The organism is Haliea sp., from assembly GCF_040221975.1.
GTDB lineage: Bacteria > Pseudomonadota > Gammaproteobacteria > Pseudomonadales > Halieaceae > Haliea.
Genome location: NZ_JAVJWR010000002.1, coordinates 19204 through 36605, shown reverse-complemented (window position 1 = coordinate 36605; position 17402 = coordinate 19204). Strand labels below are relative to the sequence as shown.

At 64.1% G+C, this 17402-nt stretch carries 14 protein-coding genes; 9 read left to right on the top strand and 5 right to left on the bottom strand.

All coding sequences use genetic code 11. From position 1 onward, the window contains the following. The first annotated feature begins 126 nt into the window (after positions 1-126). From RLO07_RS00325 to RLO07_RS00315, 3 genes are all read left to right on the top strand, one after another. On the top strand, positions 127-843 hold the full coding sequence (locus RLO07_RS00325; RefSeq protein ID WP_462290137.1) for a YebC/PmpR family DNA-binding transcriptional regulator: 717 nt from the start codon (positions 127-129) through the stop codon (positions 841-843). 108 nt (positions 844-951) lie between these two features. Further along, the gene (locus RLO07_RS00320; protein WP_462290136.1) at positions 952-1905 is read left to right on the top strand and encodes a cyclase family protein; all 954 of its coding nucleotides are present in this window, start codon (positions 952-954) and stop codon (positions 1903-1905) included. 76 nt (positions 1906-1981) lie between these two features. Then, positions 1982-3367: a glycerophosphodiester phosphodiesterase family protein gene (locus RLO07_RS00315; protein ID WP_462290135.1), complete on the top strand. Its 1386-nt coding sequence runs from the start codon at positions 1982-1984 to the stop codon at positions 3365-3367. Here RLO07_RS00315 and RLO07_RS00310 read toward each other — a convergent pair. Then, entirely contained in the window at positions 3364-4374 is a 1011-nt protein-coding gene (locus RLO07_RS00310; RefSeq protein WP_462290134.1) for an NADP-dependent oxidoreductase, read from the bottom strand. The genes RLO07_RS00315 and RLO07_RS00310 overlap by 4 nt on opposite strands. Before the next feature lie 320 nt (positions 4375-4694). Between RLO07_RS00310 and RLO07_RS00305 the strand changes: the two genes are divergently transcribed. The 3 genes from RLO07_RS00305 to RLO07_RS00295 are packed head-to-tail and all read left to right on the top strand — an operon-like array spanning position 4695 to position 9173. Beyond that, positions 4695-6758, top strand: coding sequence for a BCCT family transporter (locus tag RLO07_RS00305; RefSeq protein ID WP_462290133.1), 2064 nt, complete (start codon positions 4695-4697; stop codon positions 6756-6758). Positions 6759-6760: 2 nt separating this feature from the next. Beyond that, positions 6761-8077: a hypothetical protein gene (locus RLO07_RS00300; RefSeq protein WP_462290132.1), complete on the top strand. Its 1317-nt coding sequence runs from the start codon at positions 6761-6763 to the stop codon at positions 8075-8077. A gap of 4 nt (positions 8078-8081) precedes the next feature. Next, positions 8082-9173 (top strand): ABC transporter substrate-binding protein, encoded by a 1092-nt coding sequence (locus RLO07_RS00295; protein ID WP_462290131.1) that lies wholly within the window; start codon positions 8082-8084, stop codon positions 9171-9173. Here RLO07_RS00295 and RLO07_RS00290 read toward each other — a convergent pair. Then, positions 9170-10390 (bottom strand): lytic murein transglycosylase, encoded by a 1221-nt coding sequence (locus tag RLO07_RS00290; RefSeq protein WP_462290130.1) that lies wholly within the window; start codon positions 10388-10390, stop codon positions 9170-9172. The genes RLO07_RS00295 and RLO07_RS00290 overlap by 4 nt on opposite strands. Positions 10391-10577: 187 nt before the next feature. On the opposite strand from RLO07_RS00290, the gene RLO07_RS00285 reads away from it, so the two are divergent. The 3 genes from RLO07_RS00285 to RLO07_RS00275 all read left to right on the top strand — a co-directional run bounded on the left by RLO07_RS00285 (position 10578) and on the right by RLO07_RS00275 (position 13448). Then, the gene (locus tag RLO07_RS00285; RefSeq protein WP_462290129.1) at positions 10578-11840 is read left to right on the top strand and encodes an NAD-binding protein; all 1263 of its coding nucleotides are present in this window, start codon (positions 10578-10580) and stop codon (positions 11838-11840) included. Between the two features lie 104 nt (positions 11841-11944). Continuing rightward, positions 11945-13126 (top strand): PQQ-dependent sugar dehydrogenase, encoded by a 1182-nt coding sequence (locus RLO07_RS00280; protein WP_462290128.1) that lies wholly within the window; start codon positions 11945-11947, stop codon positions 13124-13126. A gap of 73 nt (positions 13127-13199) precedes the next feature. Continuing rightward, a complete protein-coding gene (locus tag RLO07_RS00275) occupies positions 13200-13448 on the top strand; it encodes a TIGR02647 family protein (protein WP_462290127.1) in 249 nt (82 codons plus the stop codon). Positions 13449-13457: 9 nt separating this feature from the next. On the opposite strand, the gene RLO07_RS00270 is transcribed toward RLO07_RS00275, so the two are convergent. The 3 genes from RLO07_RS00270 to RLO07_RS00260 all read right to left on the bottom strand — a co-directional run bounded on the left by RLO07_RS00270 (position 13458) and on the right by RLO07_RS00260 (position 17367). After that, on the bottom strand, positions 13458-14312 hold the full coding sequence (locus tag RLO07_RS00270) for an SDR family oxidoreductase (protein WP_462290126.1): 855 nt from the start codon (positions 14310-14312) through the stop codon (positions 13458-13460). Between the two features lie 119 nt (positions 14313-14431). After that, on the bottom strand, positions 14432-15184 hold the full coding sequence (locus RLO07_RS00265; RefSeq protein WP_462290125.1) for an aspartate/glutamate racemase family protein: 753 nt from the start codon (positions 15182-15184) through the stop codon (positions 14432-14434). Positions 15185-15216: 32 nt separating this feature from the next. Next, positions 15217-17367, bottom strand: coding sequence for a TonB-dependent receptor (locus RLO07_RS00260; RefSeq protein ID WP_462290124.1), 2151 nt, complete (start codon positions 17365-17367; stop codon positions 15217-15219). Positions 17368-17402: the final 35 nt, after the last annotated feature.

Genomic DNA, 17402 nt, shown 5'->3' with positions numbered 1-17402 from the left:
CCGGCCCCGGTATCCGACGGCGCAGCGGCAACCACCTCACGCAAGCATCCGGACCGCGCGATGACTTGTCAGCCCCCGGGGGGAGGGACCTATAATGCACGGCTGAATTGCAATCGGAAAACGCTCATGGGCCGCGCCTACCAGAACCGCAAGGAATCGATCGCCAAGACCTCTGACGCCAAGGCCAGGGTATACAGCAGATATGCACGGGAAATCTATGTCACCGGCAAGGCCGGCGGCACGGACCCGGACGCCAACCTGGCCTTGCGCAGCCTGCTGGAACGCGCCCGCAAGGACCAGGTGCCGGCCCACGTGATCGAGAAGGCGATCGACAAGGCCAAAGGCGGTGGCGGCGAGGACTTCGCCGTGGCCCGCTACGAAGGCTTCGGCCCAGGCGGCAGCATGGTCATTGTCGAGTGCCTGACAGACAACCCCAACCGCACCTTCGGCGATGTTCGCCACTGCTTTACCAAGACCAAGTGCAAGCTGGGCACGCCCGGCAGTGTCAGCCACCTGTTCGATCACAGCGCTATCCTGGTATTTCCCGGCGACGACGAGGACGCCGCGCTCGAGGCCCTGATGGAAGCGGACGTCGATGTGACCGATATCGAAAGCGAGGGCGGCAATATCAGCGCCTTTGTCCCGCATACCGAACATTTCAAGGCTCGCCAGGCCCTGCTGGACGCCTTCGGCGAGATCGAATTCGAGGTGGACGAAGTGCAGTTTGTGCCCCAGACCTCCGTGACCCTGGAGGAGGACGATGCCCAGGTCATGGAGAGGCTGCTGGACATGCTCAACTACCTGGACGACGTGCAGAACGTGTACCACAACGCCGCGGACTGACGGCCAGCGCGGGACTGCGGCAGCAGCGACCAATCTGCTCTATGCTGCTGGGGGACATGCCGGCGATCAGTGGCCGGGAATCAATAACAGCTCACCGGAACCCGTGCCATGACTTCACTGCCAATGACCTGCCTGACCCTCCTGCTCCTGCTGTTGCCCGCCCTGCACGGGTACAGCGCCGAACAAGACAACAGCTGGTATCCCTCGCGCCATGGTGCGGAGGATACCCTGGGCGCAATCAATTACCTGTCGCCGGAAAAGGTACTGCAGGCTGCCCGCCTGGTAAAGGCCGGCAAGACCTATGCCCTGGGCGTGGCAACCGGCCCGGACTCGCCCGCCTATGGCCCCCGCAGCTACGCCCTCACCGTGCTGCAACTGGACGATGGCGTCGGCGCGCCGATGGCCGCCAACCAGCTCACCTCCAACGATGACCTGCTGCAGACCTGGATGGGGATCGGCAGCCAGATTGACGGTCTCGGCCACCTGGGCATCAACCACCGCTACTACAACGGTAAACACGCCAGCGAGTTTGTCACCGTCACCGGGCTGACCAGCTTCGGTATCGAAACCCTGCCGCCGATCGTGACCCGCGGGGTGCTGATCAACATGGCCAGTCATCTGGGGCAGGAGATTCTGGATGCGGGTACCGTCTTCGGCAGCGCGGAGATCAAGGCTGCGGCAGCGGCCCAGAATGTCAGCATCGAGCAAGGGGATGTGGTCCTCTTCCACACCGGCTGGCTCGCCATCGCCGACTCCGATCCCGCGCGTTTCATGGCCGGCGAGCCCGGCCTCAACCAGGAGGGGGCGCGCTACCTGGCGGAACTGGGGGTGGTGGCGGTCGGCGCAGACACCTGGGGCCTGGATGCCATGCCGGGCGAGCAACCCGATGAGATGTTCCCCGCCCATCAGGAACTGCTGGCGCGCCACGGGGTGTACATCCTCGAGAACATGGACACCCGGGCCCTGGCGGCAGACGCCGCGACAGAGTTCCTGTTTGTCCTCGGCCAGCCCCGCTTTGTCGGCGCGGTACAGGCGATCATCAATCCGGTTGCCATCCGCTGAGCCAAACCGCTACCCGGCGCCAACGACTGTGATGAAAATTGCGTAGCCCTTTCTGCTACATTCAGGAGGACATCTCATGCGCCAGTCCCTGTTCCTACCGGCACTGTTCGTGGTCTCACTGCTCGCGGGCTGCAGCGATGGCAGCGACCAGCCGCCACCGGAGCCGGTTGCCCCCTCGGCGCTGACCATTGCGCCAACGGCGATACCCGAGGGCGGCCCGGGTGAAATGGCGCAGCTGCGCTTTCGCGCCACCCTGACCGGGCCACAGCCGGAGCCGGTGCTGGTGCGCTATCGCACCGAAGCCGGCAGCGCCGTGGCGGACGTGGATTTCCTGCCGGTCGAGGGCGATGTCACCATTCCCGCGGGAGCGCTGGCGGCGGAGATTGTGGTAGAGGTCTTCGGCAACGCGGCAGACGAGCCCGCCAAGACCCTGCGCCTGCTGTACGAGGTCGACGGCAATGCCGAGCCCACCGGCACAGCCGCGGTGGGCACCATTGCCAACGACGACGACGCCTGTGATGCGCCCTTCAACAAGGAACCCAATCCCTGGCGCGTATCCGGCGCCGACCCGCTCAACTACGCCCATCGCGGCGGTGTGATCGATTTTCCGGAAAACACCCTCTACGCCTATGCCGAAGTCGCCCTGGTCGGTGCCGATGTGCTGGAGATGGATGTCTACCAGACCCGGGACAACGAGCTGGTCATCCTCCATGACCTCACGGTGGACCGCACTACCAACGGTAGCGGCAGGGTGGTGGACCTGACCCTGGCGGAACTGCGGCAACTGGATGCGGCCTACTGGTTCGTGCCCGGAGTCGGCACCCCGCAAGACCGGCCGGAAGAGGACTATGTGTTCCGCGGCATTGCCACCGGCGAGCGGCCACCACCGCCCGGCTACAGCCCGGAGGACTTCCGCATTCCCACCCTGGAGGAGGCCCTGCAACGCTTCGCCGCCGAGCGGCTCAACGTGGAGCTGAAGCCGGACCTGGACGGGGCGGGCAATTACGAGCAGCAGATCGCCCAGGCCCTTCTGGCCTATGGCCGCACTGATGACGTGATTGCAGCCTCGTTCGTCGACGAAGCTGCAAACGCGTTCAAGGCCGCGGCGCCGTGCATTCCCACCTCGGTGCCCCTGGACCAGGGCACCAACCTGGTCTTGGCGGCACTCGGTGACGGCATCATTCCGCCAGTACCCGAGCACGTCGCTTTCCAGGTGCCCCCGGATACCAGCCAGATTACCGGGGAGGGCCAGTTGCCCGAGGGCTTCTTCCTCGAGGTGGTGACGGCGGACTTCATTGCCGACGCCCACAACGCCAATCTGGCGGTGCAGGTCTGGACCGTCAACGAATGCGAGGACATGCTGCGGCTCATGGCCCTGGGCGTCGATGCCATCATGACCGACCGGCCGGTGCTCCTGCAGTCACTGCTGGACACGCCGCCGGAAGAGCGAAGCTGTGATTAGCTGACTTTCACCACCAGCTTGCCGACGTTACCGCCATCGAACAGCAGGTTGACCGCCTCGGGGGCGGCCTCGAGGCCGTCGATCACGGTTTCCTCGTGCTTGAGCTTGCCCTCGAGATACCAGGTAGCGAGCTGGGTCGTGGCCTCGGTAAAGCGATCCATGAAGTCGGAGACGATAAAGCCGCGGACTTCGATCCGGCGCATGAGGATGGGCGCAAAATCCGCGCGCATGGGTTGGCCGCTGTTATAGCCGGAAATCATCCCGCACAGGGGCATGCGCCCGAACAGGTTCATCCGCGCCATCGCCGCTTCCATGATGTCGCCGCCGACGTTTTCGAAATTGACATCAATGCCGTCCGGCGTCGCCGCAGCGAGCTGCTCACGCCAGTCCGGCGCCTTGTAATCCACGGCGGCATCAAAACCCAGGTCCTCGACAATATGGCGGCACTTCTCGGCGCCGCCGGCTATGCCGACCACCCGACAGCCCCGGATTTTCGCGATCTGGCCGACCACGGAACCGACTGCGCCTGCGGCTGCCGAAACCAGAACAGTCTCCCCGGACTGGGGCCGGCCCAGCTCAAGCAAACCGAAATAGGCGGTAATACCGGTCATCCCGCAGGCGCCGAGCATCGTGGACAACGGGATCGGCAGATCCGCGGGCAGCACTGACATGGCATTGTCGCCTTCATCCGCAAGGCAGTAATCCTGCCAGCCCGTCAGGCCGAGGACCTTGTCGCCGGGCTTGTAGCGCGGAGAATTGGACTTCTCCACAACGCCGATACCACCGCCGCGCATGACCTCGCCAATCGCCACCGGCGGCATGTACTGGTCCATGTCGCTCATCCAGATCCGGTTGGTCGGGTCCAGGCTGAGATAGAGCACCCGCACCAGCGCCTGGCCGGGGCCGGGCTCCCGCACTGCGGATTCAACAAAATCGAAATGGCTGCGCTCGATGCGGCCTTCCGGTCGGGCTTTGAGACGAAACTGGCGGTTCTGCAGGGCACTCATGGCGGCTCCGGTAATGGTGTTGCGCAAGCCACCAACAGTAGCATAACCCGGAGTGTGTAGGAGCCCGCTCTGCGGGCGATCGCCCGCAGAGCGGGCTCCTACAGGTCGGGGGGGGGTGTGGGAGCGCGGTCCCTGCGCGATCACCCGCGGACAAAGGTGAATGGCCGCGCAGCGGACAGAGAGGGTGGCCCGGGGCAGCGGGCTCCTGCAGGCCAGCGGTGTCGGCGCTACACCCGATGAGCAGGGTCTGCTACTCTGAACAGCGCGCCGGTCGGCCAACGAGCCGCACCGATACAGCCCCGGATCGAGGAAACCCATCCATGAACCAGGCAAAAAGTGCCGCCGAATCCACCTCTACCATCCTGATTCCAGTGTTTGTTCCGGCCGTCGTCGTGATCCTGCTGCTGGTGGTTGGCACCATCAGCAATCCCGAGCTGGCGGGAGAGGTGTTCAGTTCCACTCTCGCCTACATCACCTCCACCTTCGGCTGGTTCTACATGCTGTCGGTGGCCTTCTTCCTGGTATTCATCGTCAGCGTTGCCTTCACTAGCTGGGGCCATATCAAGCTCGGTCCCGATCACGCCGATCCGCAATACAGCTTCCCGGCCTGGTTTGCGATGCTTTTTTCCGCCGGTTACGGTATAGCGCTGCTGTTTTTCGGGGTGGCGGAGCCGGTCCTGCACTACGCGACCCCCCCCGCCGGAGCGGGGGAAACCGTCGATGCCGCCAAGCAAGCGATGCAGATTGCCTTTTTTCACTGGGGTTTCCACATCTGGGCCATCTACGGTCTGACCGGGCTGGTGTTGGCCTACTTTGCCTTTCGTCACGGGTTGCCGCTGTCCATCCGTTCGGCGCTGTACCCGTTGATCGGCGACAGAATCCATGGCCCCATCGGCCACGCGGTTGACGTGTTTGCCATTCTCGGCACCATGTTCGGGATCGCCACCACCCTCGGGCTGTCGGTGGCCCAGATCAACGCCGGCATCAATTACCTGTGGCCCGGGATCCCGGTCAGCATCACTGTGCAGATCATCGCCATCGTGGTCATCACCCTGCTCGCCATCGTTTCCGTGGTCGCGGGCCTGGACAAGGGCATCAAGCGCCTGTCGGTCCTAAACATGGGGCTGGCGGTGTCACTGATGCTGTTCGTGTTCAGCGTCGGCCCCACCATTCACATCCTGGAGAGCTTCCTGCAGAACACCGGCAGTTACCTCAACCATATCGTCGAGCGCACCTTCAACCTGCAGGCCTACTCGCGCAGTGACTGGATCGGCAACTGGACCCTGTTCATCTTTGGCTGGACGATTGCCTGGGCACCCTTCGTGGGCCTGTTTATCGCCAAGATCAGCCGCGGCCGCACCATCCGCCAGTTTGTGGTCGGGGTGATGCTGGTGCCCACGGTGTTCACCTTCCTCTGGTTTTCGATCTTTGGCGACACCGCCCTGAACCTGATCATGAACGAGGGTTACAGCACGCTGATCGCCGACGTACAGGCGGACCATGCGGTGGCCCTGTTCAAGCTCTACGAAGTGCTGCCACTGTCCTCCGTGGTGTCCTTCATCACCGTGATCCTGATCATCACTTTCTTCGTCACTTCCTCGGATTCGGGCTCGCTGGTGATGGACTCGCTGGCGTCCGGTGGCGCGACACATACCCCGGTCTGGCAGCGGATCTTCTGGGCCTCCGCAGCGGGGGCAGTGGCCGCCGCGCTACTGCTGGCAGGTGGCCTCAGTGCCCTGCAGACCATGACCATCGCCAGCGCGCTGCCTTTTTCCCTGATCATGATTGTGGCCGCCCTGGGCATGTGGCGGGCGCTGACTATCGAGAGCCACCACCAGACCAGCCTGAAGACGGAAATCCAGAGCCGGTTTTCCGGCACATCCGGTAAAGGGCTCTGGCGCCGGCGGCTCGCCGGGCTGGTAAACCACCCGGATCAGGCACAGGTAGCGGAATTCATCACCACGACCGTGCGCAAGGCCATGTTCCGGGTCCAGCGGGAGCTGGACAAGCAGGGCTGGAAAGCCGAAGTGCATGAAGAAGAAACACCGTTCCGTGTCTGGCTGGAGGTTATCAAGGATGACCAGGTCGACTTCATCTACGAAATCCGGATGCTGGAGCACGCCCTGCCCAATTACGCCTTCCCGGAGATGGTGCATAACCAGGATGCCCCCAACACTTATTACCGGGCGGAAGTATTCCTGCGCCGGGGTGGCCAGTCCTACGACCTGTTCGGTTTTGACCAGCACGACATCATCACCGACATCCTCGACCAACTGGAGAAGCACCTGCACTTCCTGCACATCTCCCCGGCCAGCCTGCCCTGGAACATGGCGGAACACGATGAAATGCTGCAACCCAGCCCCGAGCCGATGCCGGGGTCCTGAGAGTGAAACGCGCGGCCATGCTGGTAGCTGCAGCGCTGTGTGGCGGTCTTGCCGGCGGCGCGGTGCAGGCAGACGAACAGGCCACGGTGGAGGCCTTGCTGCAACGCATTGAGGCCCTAGAGGCCCGGCTCCGGGAACTGGAGGCGAAGGACCGGCAGGCTTTGCCCGTGCTGCGCGAGGAACCCGCGATGCAGGCTGCGCCAGAGCCAACCGCGGAACTGATGGATGCGGTGTCCGGATCCGAGCGTCTCGCCACTGCTGCAGAACCTGTTGCCAGTGCACCTGACATCCATGTCGGCGGCGCCCTGCGCTTCAATCTGGTACACCGGGACTTCCTCGACAGCTCGGAAGGCAAGCGCGGCGAGAGCGGGCTGGACGTATTCCGGCTCAACGTCGACGGCAAGATCGACAACATCCTGGTGTCTGCGGAGTACCGCTTTTATTCCTACATGAACACGATTCACCACGGCTGGCTGGGCTACGAGTTCGAGGATGCCAGCCAGCTGCAGGTGGGCATTCACCAGGTTCCCTTCGGCATCCTGCCCTTTGCTGCGCACAACGCCTGGTTTGGCGTGCCCTACTATCTGGGGCTGGCGGACGACTACGACATGGGCATTCGCTACCAGCGCCAGGACGGTCCCTGGACCAGCCACCTCGCCTTCTACAAGAACGAGGAATTGAACAGTCCCGCCGACCTCGACCGCTACTCCTTCGACCTGGTGCAGGTTGGCGAGCAGCAGAACGAGGAAATCAACCAGTTCAATGCCCGCCTGGTCCATACCTTTGGCCTCGGCAGCAGCTGCGAGACCGAGGTCGGCGGCTCCGGCCAGTGGTCCGAGGTCTACAACGCCGCCAGCGACCGCCGTGGCGACCACTGGGCTGCCGCCGCGCATATCGACAGCCGCTGCGGGCGCTGGAACCTGCAACTGCAGGGCATCCGCTATGCCTACGACCCCGTCAACCCCGCCGGAGCAGACACCACCGCGGTGCGGGTGGGCGCCTTTGGTGGCAGCTACGATATCGCCGGCGAGGCGGACGTGGCAGTCGTCAACCTGGCCTACAACTTCCAGTCGCCCCTGTCCTGGATAGACCAGATAACCTGCTACAACGACTACTCCCGGCTGTTCAAGGACGAACCCGGCGCCATCGACTCGCAGATCAACACCATCGGCTGCGCCATCGGCAGCGGCCCCCTGTTCACCTACATCGACTATATCCTGGCCAACAACATGGCCTTCTTCGGCGACGGTTCCATGGCCGCCGGGGGTAGCGACGAGTGGCGCCGCCGCTTCAACGTCAATATCGGATTCTACTGGTGACTTCATGCTGACCCGCGCCCTGTCCCGACTCGGCATTCTCTGCGCCTGCAGCCTCGCCATTCCGGCTCTGGCGCAAAACTCGCTGAACGTGGTCTCCTGGGATGGCGCCTATGTCAAAAGCCAGATCCTGGGCTTTATCCGCCCCTATGAAGAAGCCGCGGGGATCCGGGTCAACGTGCTGGAGTACGGTGGCGGCATCGAGGAAATCAGGCGCCAGGTGCGCTCCTGGAATGTGAGCTGGGATGTGGTGGACCTGGAGCTGTTCGATGCCATCCGTGCCTGCGAGGAGGGCCTGCTGGAGACCATTGATCCGGATAGCCTGCCACCGGCACCGGATGGCACGCCGGCGCGCAGGGACTTCATCAGCGTCAGCCTGATGCCCTGCGGAGTCGGCAATGTGGTCGGCTCGACCGTGGTCAGCTATCACCGCGACAGGATCGACCGCGCGCCGGAAAAGCTGGCGGATTTCTTCAATCTCCGGGACTTCCCCGGCCGCCGGGGCATGCGGCGCAGCCCCCAGGGCAACCTGGAGTGGGCGCTGATCGCCGACGGGGTGCAGCGGGAGGACGTGTACCGGGTGCTGTCTACCGACGAGGGACTGGACCGGGCATTCGCGATGCTGTCGAGCATAAAGCCCGCCATCGACTGGTGGCGCAGCGGCGAGGAGGCCATTCGCATGCTGGAGACGGGCCAGGTTGCCATGAGCTCGGTCTACAGCGGCCGGATCCACGACGCAGTGGCACGGGGGGAGGCACTGGCAATCCTCTGGGACCACCAGGTCTGGTTCTACGATGTCTGGAGCGTACCCAGGAATGGTCGCAATACCGCTCAGGCCATGGATTTCATCCGCTTTGCCACCTCCACCGAGAGCCTGGCCGCGCAAGCCAACCACATTCCCTATGGCCCGGTGCGCCGGTCCTCCATGCCCCTGGTCAAGGAGGATATGCGGAAAATCCTCCCCACCACCGAGACGCACCTGGCCACGGCCATTGAGCTGGACGCGCAGTGGTGGTCGGACAACATGGACCGTATCAACATCCGCTTCCAGCGCTGGTTGCAGCGACCGGTCATGGTGCCGCGGCAGCTGCCGCGCTAATCGTCTCCAGGCGCTTCCGCGGCATCCCTGGTCGCGGCATCCTGCAGGCCTTCAATGCTGTCCGCATCCGGATAGCCATCTGCGACCAGGCCCCGGCTGCGCTGGAAATCACTCAGCGCGGCGCGGGTGCCGGAGCCGAAAATACCGTCTTCGACGCCGGCCTCAAAGCCGAGCTGGTTGAGCTGCTGCTGCAGCGCTTCCACATCACTCCGCGACAGGGACCGCTGGGTCATTGGCGGCGGCCGTTGCAGGGGCCCGGCGCCGGCTATGCGGTCTGCCAGGTAGCCTACAGAAATGGCATAGGACTCAGAGCGGTTCCAGCGCATGATCACATCGAAATTCTCGTAGACCATGAAAACGGGACCGGCGGCGCCAGCAGGGACCAGGATCGCTGCCTGCAGTTCCAACTCCGGCAGCGGCCCGCCATCGCTGCGGCGAACACCCAGCTGTGACCACTCCCGCAGTGGGCGCCACTTGCCGCCACCGGCCAGATCGAAACGGAACCCGGGCTGCAGCCGCACTTCGCGCCCCCAACGCAATTCCGGCACCCACCCCAGCTGACTCAGGAAGTTGGCACCGGAGGCCAGGGCATCCTGCTCGCTGCCCCAGAGGTCAATACGGCCGTCACCGTCACCGTCCACGGCGTAGCGCAGGTAGTTGCTGGGCATGAACTGGGTGTGCCCCACGGCACCAGCCCAGGAGCCGCGCATCTGCTCCGGCTGCAGGCGCTCCCGTTCCAGCAGCTGCAGCGCGGCGATGAATTCGCCGCCAAAAAAATCGGCGCGGCGGGTATCGCAAGCGAGGGTCGCCAGGGAATCCAGAGTCGGCATGCCACCGAGATAGCTGCCAAAATTGGTTTCCAGCCCCCAGAAGGCGACCAGGTAATGTCCAGGTATGCCGTACTTTTGCTGCAGCCGGCCGAGGAACTCCTGATGCTTGCGATAGAGGATGCGACCCTGCTCTATCCGCGCCTGAGTGACACGGGCATTCAGGTACTGGGCAAAGGTCTGGACGAACTCCGGCTGCTTGCGGTCGAGCTCCAGCACCCTGGCCTGCTGCTGCAGGCCTGGCACGATATCGTCCACGATCCAGTCGGCAACACGTGCCTGCCGGGCCTGGTCCTGCAGCCCTGCAAGGCAGGCGGGGAAACCGTCATCGGCCAGCGCCGGAGTGCAGGCGGCCAATAACAGAAAGCCAGAAAACGTCCGCAGGTTCATGACAGGTTATATCCACAACACATGTTGGCGGATACTTGCACCACCGCGCCCCTGACGCAAGACTTGACGTGAACGGCCGGGCTGTTCCAAGGCCGCACCTCGCCGGCCGCACCTCGCCGGCCGCACATGGCCAGGGCCACCCGGCTTGCGTATCATGCCCTGACCACCGCGAACGAGCCCCTGCTTCATGTCGAGTCCGTCCAGCCGCAAACCCCGGATTTCCTGGCGCCTGTTGGGGGCGATCCTGTTCTTTTTCTGCGGGCTCGCGGGGTTTGCCTCCGGGGTCATCGTCAGCGAGCGTCCGGATGTCGCCACGGCCGGCCTCGTTGCCCAGGCCTACTACAGCCTGAGCCTGTTTGTGATTGGCGGGGTAGAGCTGGGGACACCGGTAAGCGGACCCTGGCCCGGCATGGTGCTGCTGTGGCTGGCCTACTTCGGCTCCCCTGTGCTGGCCGCCTGGACCCTGATCGAGGCGCTGCTGAAATCACTCTCGCCCCAGCACTTCCAGCTGCGCAAACTGCGCAATCACGTGGTGGTTATCGGTGCTGGCGACCTCACCCTCAGCTACCTGCGAGTCCTGCGCAATCACAACCCGACCGTGCCGGTAGTGGTGGTGTCTCGCGCCCTGCCTGCTGCCCCGGTCGTGGATGAACTGCGGGAAGAGTATGACGCCCTGCTGGCGGTGGGGGATGTCACCCACGAGTTCTTCCTGCGCCAGCTCCGGGTCAAGCACGCGCTCCGGGTAGTGCTGCTGTCGGACAACAGCCTGCGCAGCTATGAAGCGGTCAGCGTGCTGCTGAACCTGGTGCCCGGCATCGGCTCCCGGGTAGTGATGCACTGCGCCAACCTGCGCTTCATGCGCTCCATGCACAGCACCCGGGTAGCGCAGAGCTGCGAGACCTTCAACTCCTACAGCCTGGCCGCCTACGGCCTCGTGCACGGACACATGCTGCACCGGTTCCAGAAGTCGCGGGGCAAGGACATCGTGGTGCTCGCGGGGTTCGGGCGTTTCGGGCAGACGGTGCTGGAGGAATTGCAGCAACACGCAAAGGGCGAGCTGGATACGGTCGCCATTATCGAGCGGGACGCCACGCGCCGGGTGCTGGTTGCCGAGGAGCAGATGGTTTTCTCCAGCGACTATCGCCGCTGTGTATACGAAGGGGACATCTCGCACCCGGTGGTCTGGCAACAACTGCGGCAGGAGGTGCATATCGAAGCCGACGCCTACAACCTGATCTTCGTGCTCGGCACCGGCCAGGAGGAAGACAACCTGCGCACCGCCCTGTGGCTGCGGCGCAACTACCCCAATGCCATGATCATAGCCCGCAGCAGCAAGCAGTCACGGTTCGCCGAGGAAGTCGGCAGCGAGCACCGTATCATCAACGTCAGCATTCACGAGCTGGTTGAAGACAACATTCCGAAACACTGGGTGGAGCTGGCGTCCGCCTGAAGACCGGTACCCGGCAGGGCCGGGCGACTGTTGCCGCGCCCTTTAGCTCCATTCACGGCAAACCGCTATACTGATTGGCGTATTCACGACACGGAGCTCAAGTCATGAAGATGTTGGCGGTTACCTTTACCCTGCTGTTGTCCATCGTCGGCCATGCAAGCGCCCAGCAGGCTGCTGCCGGAGAGACCCGCTACTCCGCCTTCCACGATTATCGGGTAGTCACCGTGGCCGACGGCCTCATCCGGCCCTGGTCCATGACATTCCTGCCCGATGGCGAGCTGCTGGTCACCGAGCAGCCCGGGCGGCTGCGCGTGGTGCGCGACGGCGAACTCCTGGCCGAGCCGGTGGCCGGGCTACCGGAGGTGTACTACAAGGGGCAAGGCGGACTGCTGGATGTGGTTGCGCACCCGGATTTCGCCACCAACCGGCTGTTGTACCTGACCTACTCCAAACCGCTGCCCGGCGACGAGTCCACCACGGCGGTGATCCGCGGCCGCTACCAGGATGGCGCGCTGCAGGAGGTCGAGGAAATCTTCGAGGCCAAATCCCGGGGCCGTGGCCACTATGGCTCGCGCATCGTCTTCGATGGCAAGGGCCATATCTTCGTCACCATCGGCGATCGCCAGGTGCCCCCCTCCGGCGAGTTGGAGACACACCCGGCACAGTTGCTGTCCGACCACCACGGGGTGGTTGTGCGCCTCACCGAGGACGGCAGCATCGCCGCCGGCAACCCCTTTGTCGACGAGGATGGGGCGCTCGATGACATCTGGAGCTACGGCCACCGCAATGCCCAGGGCATGACCATGAATCCGGCAACCGGGGACCTGTGGCTGACGGAACACGGTCCCCAGGGCGGTGACGAGCTGAACCTGGTCGAGGCCGGCGCCAACTACGGCTGGCCAGTGGTCGGCTTCGGAGTCAATTACAGCTCCGGTTCCGCGATCCATGCCGGCACCCACGCCGAAGGCATGACCCAGCCGCGCAAGGTCTGGGTGCCGTCCATCGCCACGTCCGGCCTGGCCCTGTATACCGGCGACGCGTTTCCCCACTGGCGCGGCCACCTGCTGGCCGGCGGGCTGGCGGGACAGGAAGTCACTTTACTGGAACTGGACGGACAGCGGGTCGTGCGGGAAGAGAGCCTGGCAAAGGGCCTCGGCCGCATCCGCGATGTACGCCAGGGGCCGGATGGCTTTGTCTACCTCGCCATCGACGACCGCGGCGCCAGGCCATCCGCCATTGTGCGCCTGGAGCCAGTCGTGCGCGCACCGCTGCCGGAGAATGACTGACTGTCACGCACGATTACAGCCCGGGGCCCCGTAATGCGGTATGCTTGCCACATGACACAGCCAGGATACCGCAATGACCTTGACCCCGGATCTTATAGACGAGATTGAGCTGCTGCTGAAGTTCGACCTGAGCAGCGCCCAGGTCGGACTGAAAATTCACAGCAACGCGGCACCGGAGATGATTGCCGCCGCCGGCCGGCTCCACGCCAAGGGGCTGGTGGACCATGAGGACGGCGGCTTCCTCACGCCGCTGGGGCACGAAGCAGCGGAACACCTACAGTTCGTGCAGCAGATACTGACCGCAGATCCCGCCGCCAGCTGAACACTATGCTCAGGACGGACGCCTGGCCACCACGTCGGCAGCCATGGCCTCCAGCAGCCGGAAGGTGCCGGTGGGATCATTGCGCTTCAGCGCCAGCAGGTCCATCTCCGCGCCCTTGCCGACAGCGATCTCCTCGGTACCACTGGCGAAGCCTTCAAGAATCGCGGCAGCGCAGTCATCGACATCCATGCCGCCGTCGATATCTTCATCCGCCACACCTGTCGGCGCCCCGGTCCCGGTGAGGGCGTTGCGGGCGATATCCGTGCGGATAAAGCCGGGGACGATCGTCGTGACAGCAATACCCAGGTGCGCCATTTCCGTGCGCAGGGCATCAAAAAACCCCATCACCGCGTGCTTGGCGGCACAGTAGCCAGTGCGTAGCGGCACGCCCACCTTGCCCGCGACGCTCGCGGTTACGGCCACGTGACCGCTGCCGCGGCTGACCATGTGGGGCAGTACCTGCTTGGTGAGGGCGATCTGGCCGATGACATCCACCTCGAACAGCCTGCGGTAGACATCCAGTTCGGTTTCCAGGCACGAGGAGCGCTGGGAGATGCCGGCGTTGTTGATCAGCAGGTCGACATGGCCGAAGCGCGCCAGCACCGCCGCCACCGCCGCCGGCATGCTGTCGACCGCGATCACGTCCAGCGGCAGCACCAGCACGGCATCCGGCGCCAGCCCGGCGCTGACGCAGTCGGCCTTCACTGCCTCCAGCACATCCGCACGGCGGGCCGACAGTACCAGCCGGGCGCCGCGGGCGGCGAGCTGTCGGGCCAGGGCGGCACCAATCCCCCCGGAAGCCCCGGTGATCCAGACCACTTGTCCTTGCAACCCGTTGTCCTGCACCTTGCCGGTGTCGTCCATTGTTCCTGCTCCCGCGGTATAATGACCGGGCATTATCGGTCAGCATGGCAGGACAAAAAAGGGGTCCGAAGGCCCCGGGCAGTTCCCGCCTCCGGCAATACCACCAGGGACAACGCGGGTCAGGCGGTCGTGTATGCCCCTGGCAGCGCGTAGCCGGCCAGGGGCTTGCGCCGCGGGGTGGGATAGATGTACTTGCTGTGGCTCAGGCCGGTCTTTACCAGCGCATCCGCCGCATGCAGGGTCAGCGGGATCGGGTCCAGCACCGGCACCGCATATCCCGCCGCGGCAAGGCGCCCGGCAATGGCCTCGGCACAGCCGAAAAAACCGGTGCAGCCGAGGATAATAGCGCCGGCCCGCGTCGTTTCAATACTGCGCAGGGAAGCCGTCACCAACTGATCCACAAGCTCGTCCAGGCGCTGCTCGATCTCCAACACCGGAATATCCACCGCGCCAAAGCCGGCGTAGTTCGACTGCAGCCCATAGCGCGCCACCAGGCCGTCTATCATCGGCTTGAGGCGGTCCAGCACCGTAATGAAGGCGAAGTGATGCCCCAGCATGCTGGCGTAGTGCATGCAGGTTTGCGCCGGACCCAGCACCGGTATCGAAACCAGTTCCCGACAGGCTTCCAGACCCGGGTCACCCATGCAGTCTATGATCAGTGCCGAGGCTCCGGCCTGCTCGGCGGCCACCGCCTGCTCCAGGATCCCCGGAATACTGAGGGCCTCGTCCGTCGAACACTCTATCGATGCGGGACCGGTGCTGATCAGGCTGTGGCGGACCTCCATGTCCGGGCGCAGGAACGGCTGCACATCGTCGAGGCTGCGTACACCTTCCGTGATGATCGGGGTAATGATGTGGATGACTGACTTCATGCCGACACCTCCTGTCGATTGGCCCGAAGGCATCAGATGCTCAGGTCCAGACTGACACCATAGGTACGGGGCATGCCCCAGGACTCACCGAAACCGACGCTCGAGAACAGCACCTGGGTGCGATAGCGCTCGTCGGACAGGTTCTTGCCCCACAGCGACAGCGTCCAACCTCCCGATGCGGCACCGACGCCCGCGCGTGCGTTCCACAGCCAGTAGCTGTCCTCGCGGGCCTCCTGCGGCTGGCGCACGATATCGAAGGTCATCTCATCCTGGTAGTTGAAGTCCACCATGACATCGGCATACAGGCCCGCCGACAGCGGCCACTGGTAACGGAGGATACCGTTGACGTTCAACTCCGGGGAATTCGGCAACTCACTGCCCTCGGCGACGCCACCGACGATGGAGCGGGTGATCTCGGTATCCAGCAAGCCCATCCCGAGGCGTACATCCAGCCCCTCGGCCGGGCGCCAGGCCAGCTCGATCTCGCCACCGGTCACCTCCGAATCACCGACATTGGCAATCCCGAACAGGGTACCCACCGGCGAATCGAAGATCCCGCCGTAGAACTGCATGTCCTCGTAATCATAAAAGAAAATGGAGGCATTCAGTTGCATGGAGCCATCCAGCAGGGTCAGCTTGGCGCCGGCCTCGTAGGCCAGCAGGTTTTCCTCCTCGAAGGGCTGCAGGTCCGACGGGTCAAAGGTCAGCTGGCCCTGGAACCCGCCTGACTTGAAGCCCCGGGATACGCTGGCATACAGCAGGGCATCCTCGAAGCCCGTGTAATCGATCCCGAATTTGCCGGACACATCGTCGGTGCTGTAGTCGTTGCGAACGCCCGGGAACAGGGGCGCCTCGAAGCCGCCGCCGATCAGGTAGGTAAAGGCATCGGAGAAAGTCTTGTCTTCATCGGTGTAGCGCAGACCGGCTGTCAGCCGCCAGGCGGGGGCGACCTGCCACTCGGTATGCAGGAACACGGCAACCGAATCGGATTCCTGGCGGTATTCATTGCCCAGCGACTCGAAGCCATCCAGGCCCAGCAGGGGCAGCAGGTCGGCGCTGTCAAAACGGTCACGGGTCTCCACTTCATCGCTGCCGTAGAAGGCACCCGCGATCCATACCAGCTCGTCACCGAGATAGGACAGCCGCAGCTCCTGGGAGAACTGCTCCACGGCATTGTCGAAATAGCCATCCAGCTGGACCAGGCTGGTGGCATCCCGGTCTTCCACGTGGAAGCGGTCGAGCTCTTCCCAGGCGCTGATGGAGGTCAGGCTCAGCTGCCCGGCGAAAGCCCAGTTGGCGGTCAAAGAGAAGCCCTGGCTGTCTATGTCCTGCCGGGTATCCACCGAGGCACCCGAGCGGAAGACATCGCGATCACCGTCGTCCTCGGGTGAAAACGGATTGTCGATCTTCACCAGGTGTACGTCGGAATCATCCCTGCCGCCGTGGGCGTTCAGGAGAATGTCCAGGTTGTCGGTCGGTTGCCACTGCAGCAGCGCGCGCCAGGCGGTGCTGGCGATCCTGCCCACCTCCTCGCCAGTAACGCGATTGGTCTGGTGGCCGTCGCTCTGGCGGATGCGCTGCACCGACAGGCGCCCCTCGAGTCCCGGCATCAGCGGACCGCTGACAAAACCGCGACCGGAGGCATGGCCGTAGCGGCCGTACTCGAGCGTTGCCCCCGCGGTAAACTCGTCGGTCGGACGGTTGGCAATGAAGTTGACCGCGCCGGCGGTAGTGTTGCGCCCGAACAGGGTTCCCTGTGGCCCCTTCAGCACCTCCACCCGCGCCAGGTCATGCATCTGGAAGCTGAGCATGGCCGGTGATACCAGGTATACCTCATCGATGTAGATACCCGCCGCCGGATTGTTGTTGGTCGCATAGTCATTGAGCCCGATACCGCGGATCGTCACATTGGGAATGGAATTGGCGACCACGTTATTGATGCGCAGGTTGGGGGTCTGTGCGGCGATATCCACCGGCTGGTTGAGGCGCAGCGCGTTGATGTCATCGCCACTGAAGGCAGTGACGGCGATGCCCACCTCGTTGAAACTCTGTTCCCGCTTCTGCGCCGTGACAATGACTTCCTCCAGCTGCAGGCCGGCCGCCGGCTGGGCCGCGAGCTGATACTGGAATCCGGCGGTAGTGGCGGCGAGTATCGCCCCGATCATCCTGTTGTTGCGCTTCATCTCTTTCTCCCCACACATTGATGTTGTTTTGGCTG

Bases quoted from the DNA above. Each gene is read 5' to 3' on its own strand.
- RLO07_RS00325 (WP_462290137.1), top strand. From the start codon at position 127: ATGGGCCGCGCCTACCAGAACCGCAAGGAATCGATCGCCAAGACCTCT.
- RLO07_RS00320 (WP_462290136.1), top strand. From the start codon at position 952: ATGACTTCACTGCCAATGACCTGCCTGACCCTCCTGCTCCTGCTGTTG.
- RLO07_RS00315 (WP_462290135.1), top strand. From the start codon at position 1,982: ATGCGCCAGTCCCTGTTCCTACCGGCACTGTTCGTGGTCTCACTGCTC.
- RLO07_RS00310 (WP_462290134.1), bottom strand. From the start codon at position 4,374: ATGAGTGCCCTGCAGAACCGCCAGTTTCGTCTCAAAGCCCGACCGGAA.
- RLO07_RS00305 (WP_462290133.1), top strand. From the start codon at position 4,695: ATGAACCAGGCAAAAAGTGCCGCCGAATCCACCTCTACCATCCTGATT.
- RLO07_RS00295 (WP_462290131.1), top strand. From the start codon at position 8,082: ATGCTGACCCGCGCCCTGTCCCGACTCGGCATTCTCTGCGCCTGCAGC.
- RLO07_RS00290 (WP_462290130.1), bottom strand. From the start codon at position 10,390: ATGAACCTGCGGACGTTTTCTGGCTTTCTGTTATTGGCCGCCTGCACT.
- RLO07_RS00285 (WP_462290129.1), top strand. From the start codon at position 10,578: ATGTCGAGTCCGTCCAGCCGCAAACCCCGGATTTCCTGGCGCCTGTTG.
- RLO07_RS00280 (WP_462290128.1), top strand. From the start codon at position 11,945: ATGAAGATGTTGGCGGTTACCTTTACCCTGCTGTTGTCCATCGTCGGC.
- RLO07_RS00275 (WP_462290127.1), top strand. From the start codon at position 13,200: ATGACCTTGACCCCGGATCTTATAGACGAGATTGAGCTGCTGCTGAAG.
- RLO07_RS00270 (WP_462290126.1), bottom strand. From the start codon at position 14,312: ATGGACGACACCGGCAAGGTGCAGGACAACGGGTTGCAAGGACAAGTG.
- RLO07_RS00265 (WP_462290125.1), bottom strand. From the start codon at position 15,184: ATGAAGTCAGTCATCCACATCATTACCCCGATCATCACGGAAGGTGTA.
- RLO07_RS00260 (WP_462290124.1), bottom strand. From the start codon at position 17,367: ATGAAGCGCAACAACAGGATGATCGGGGCGATACTCGCCGCCACTACC.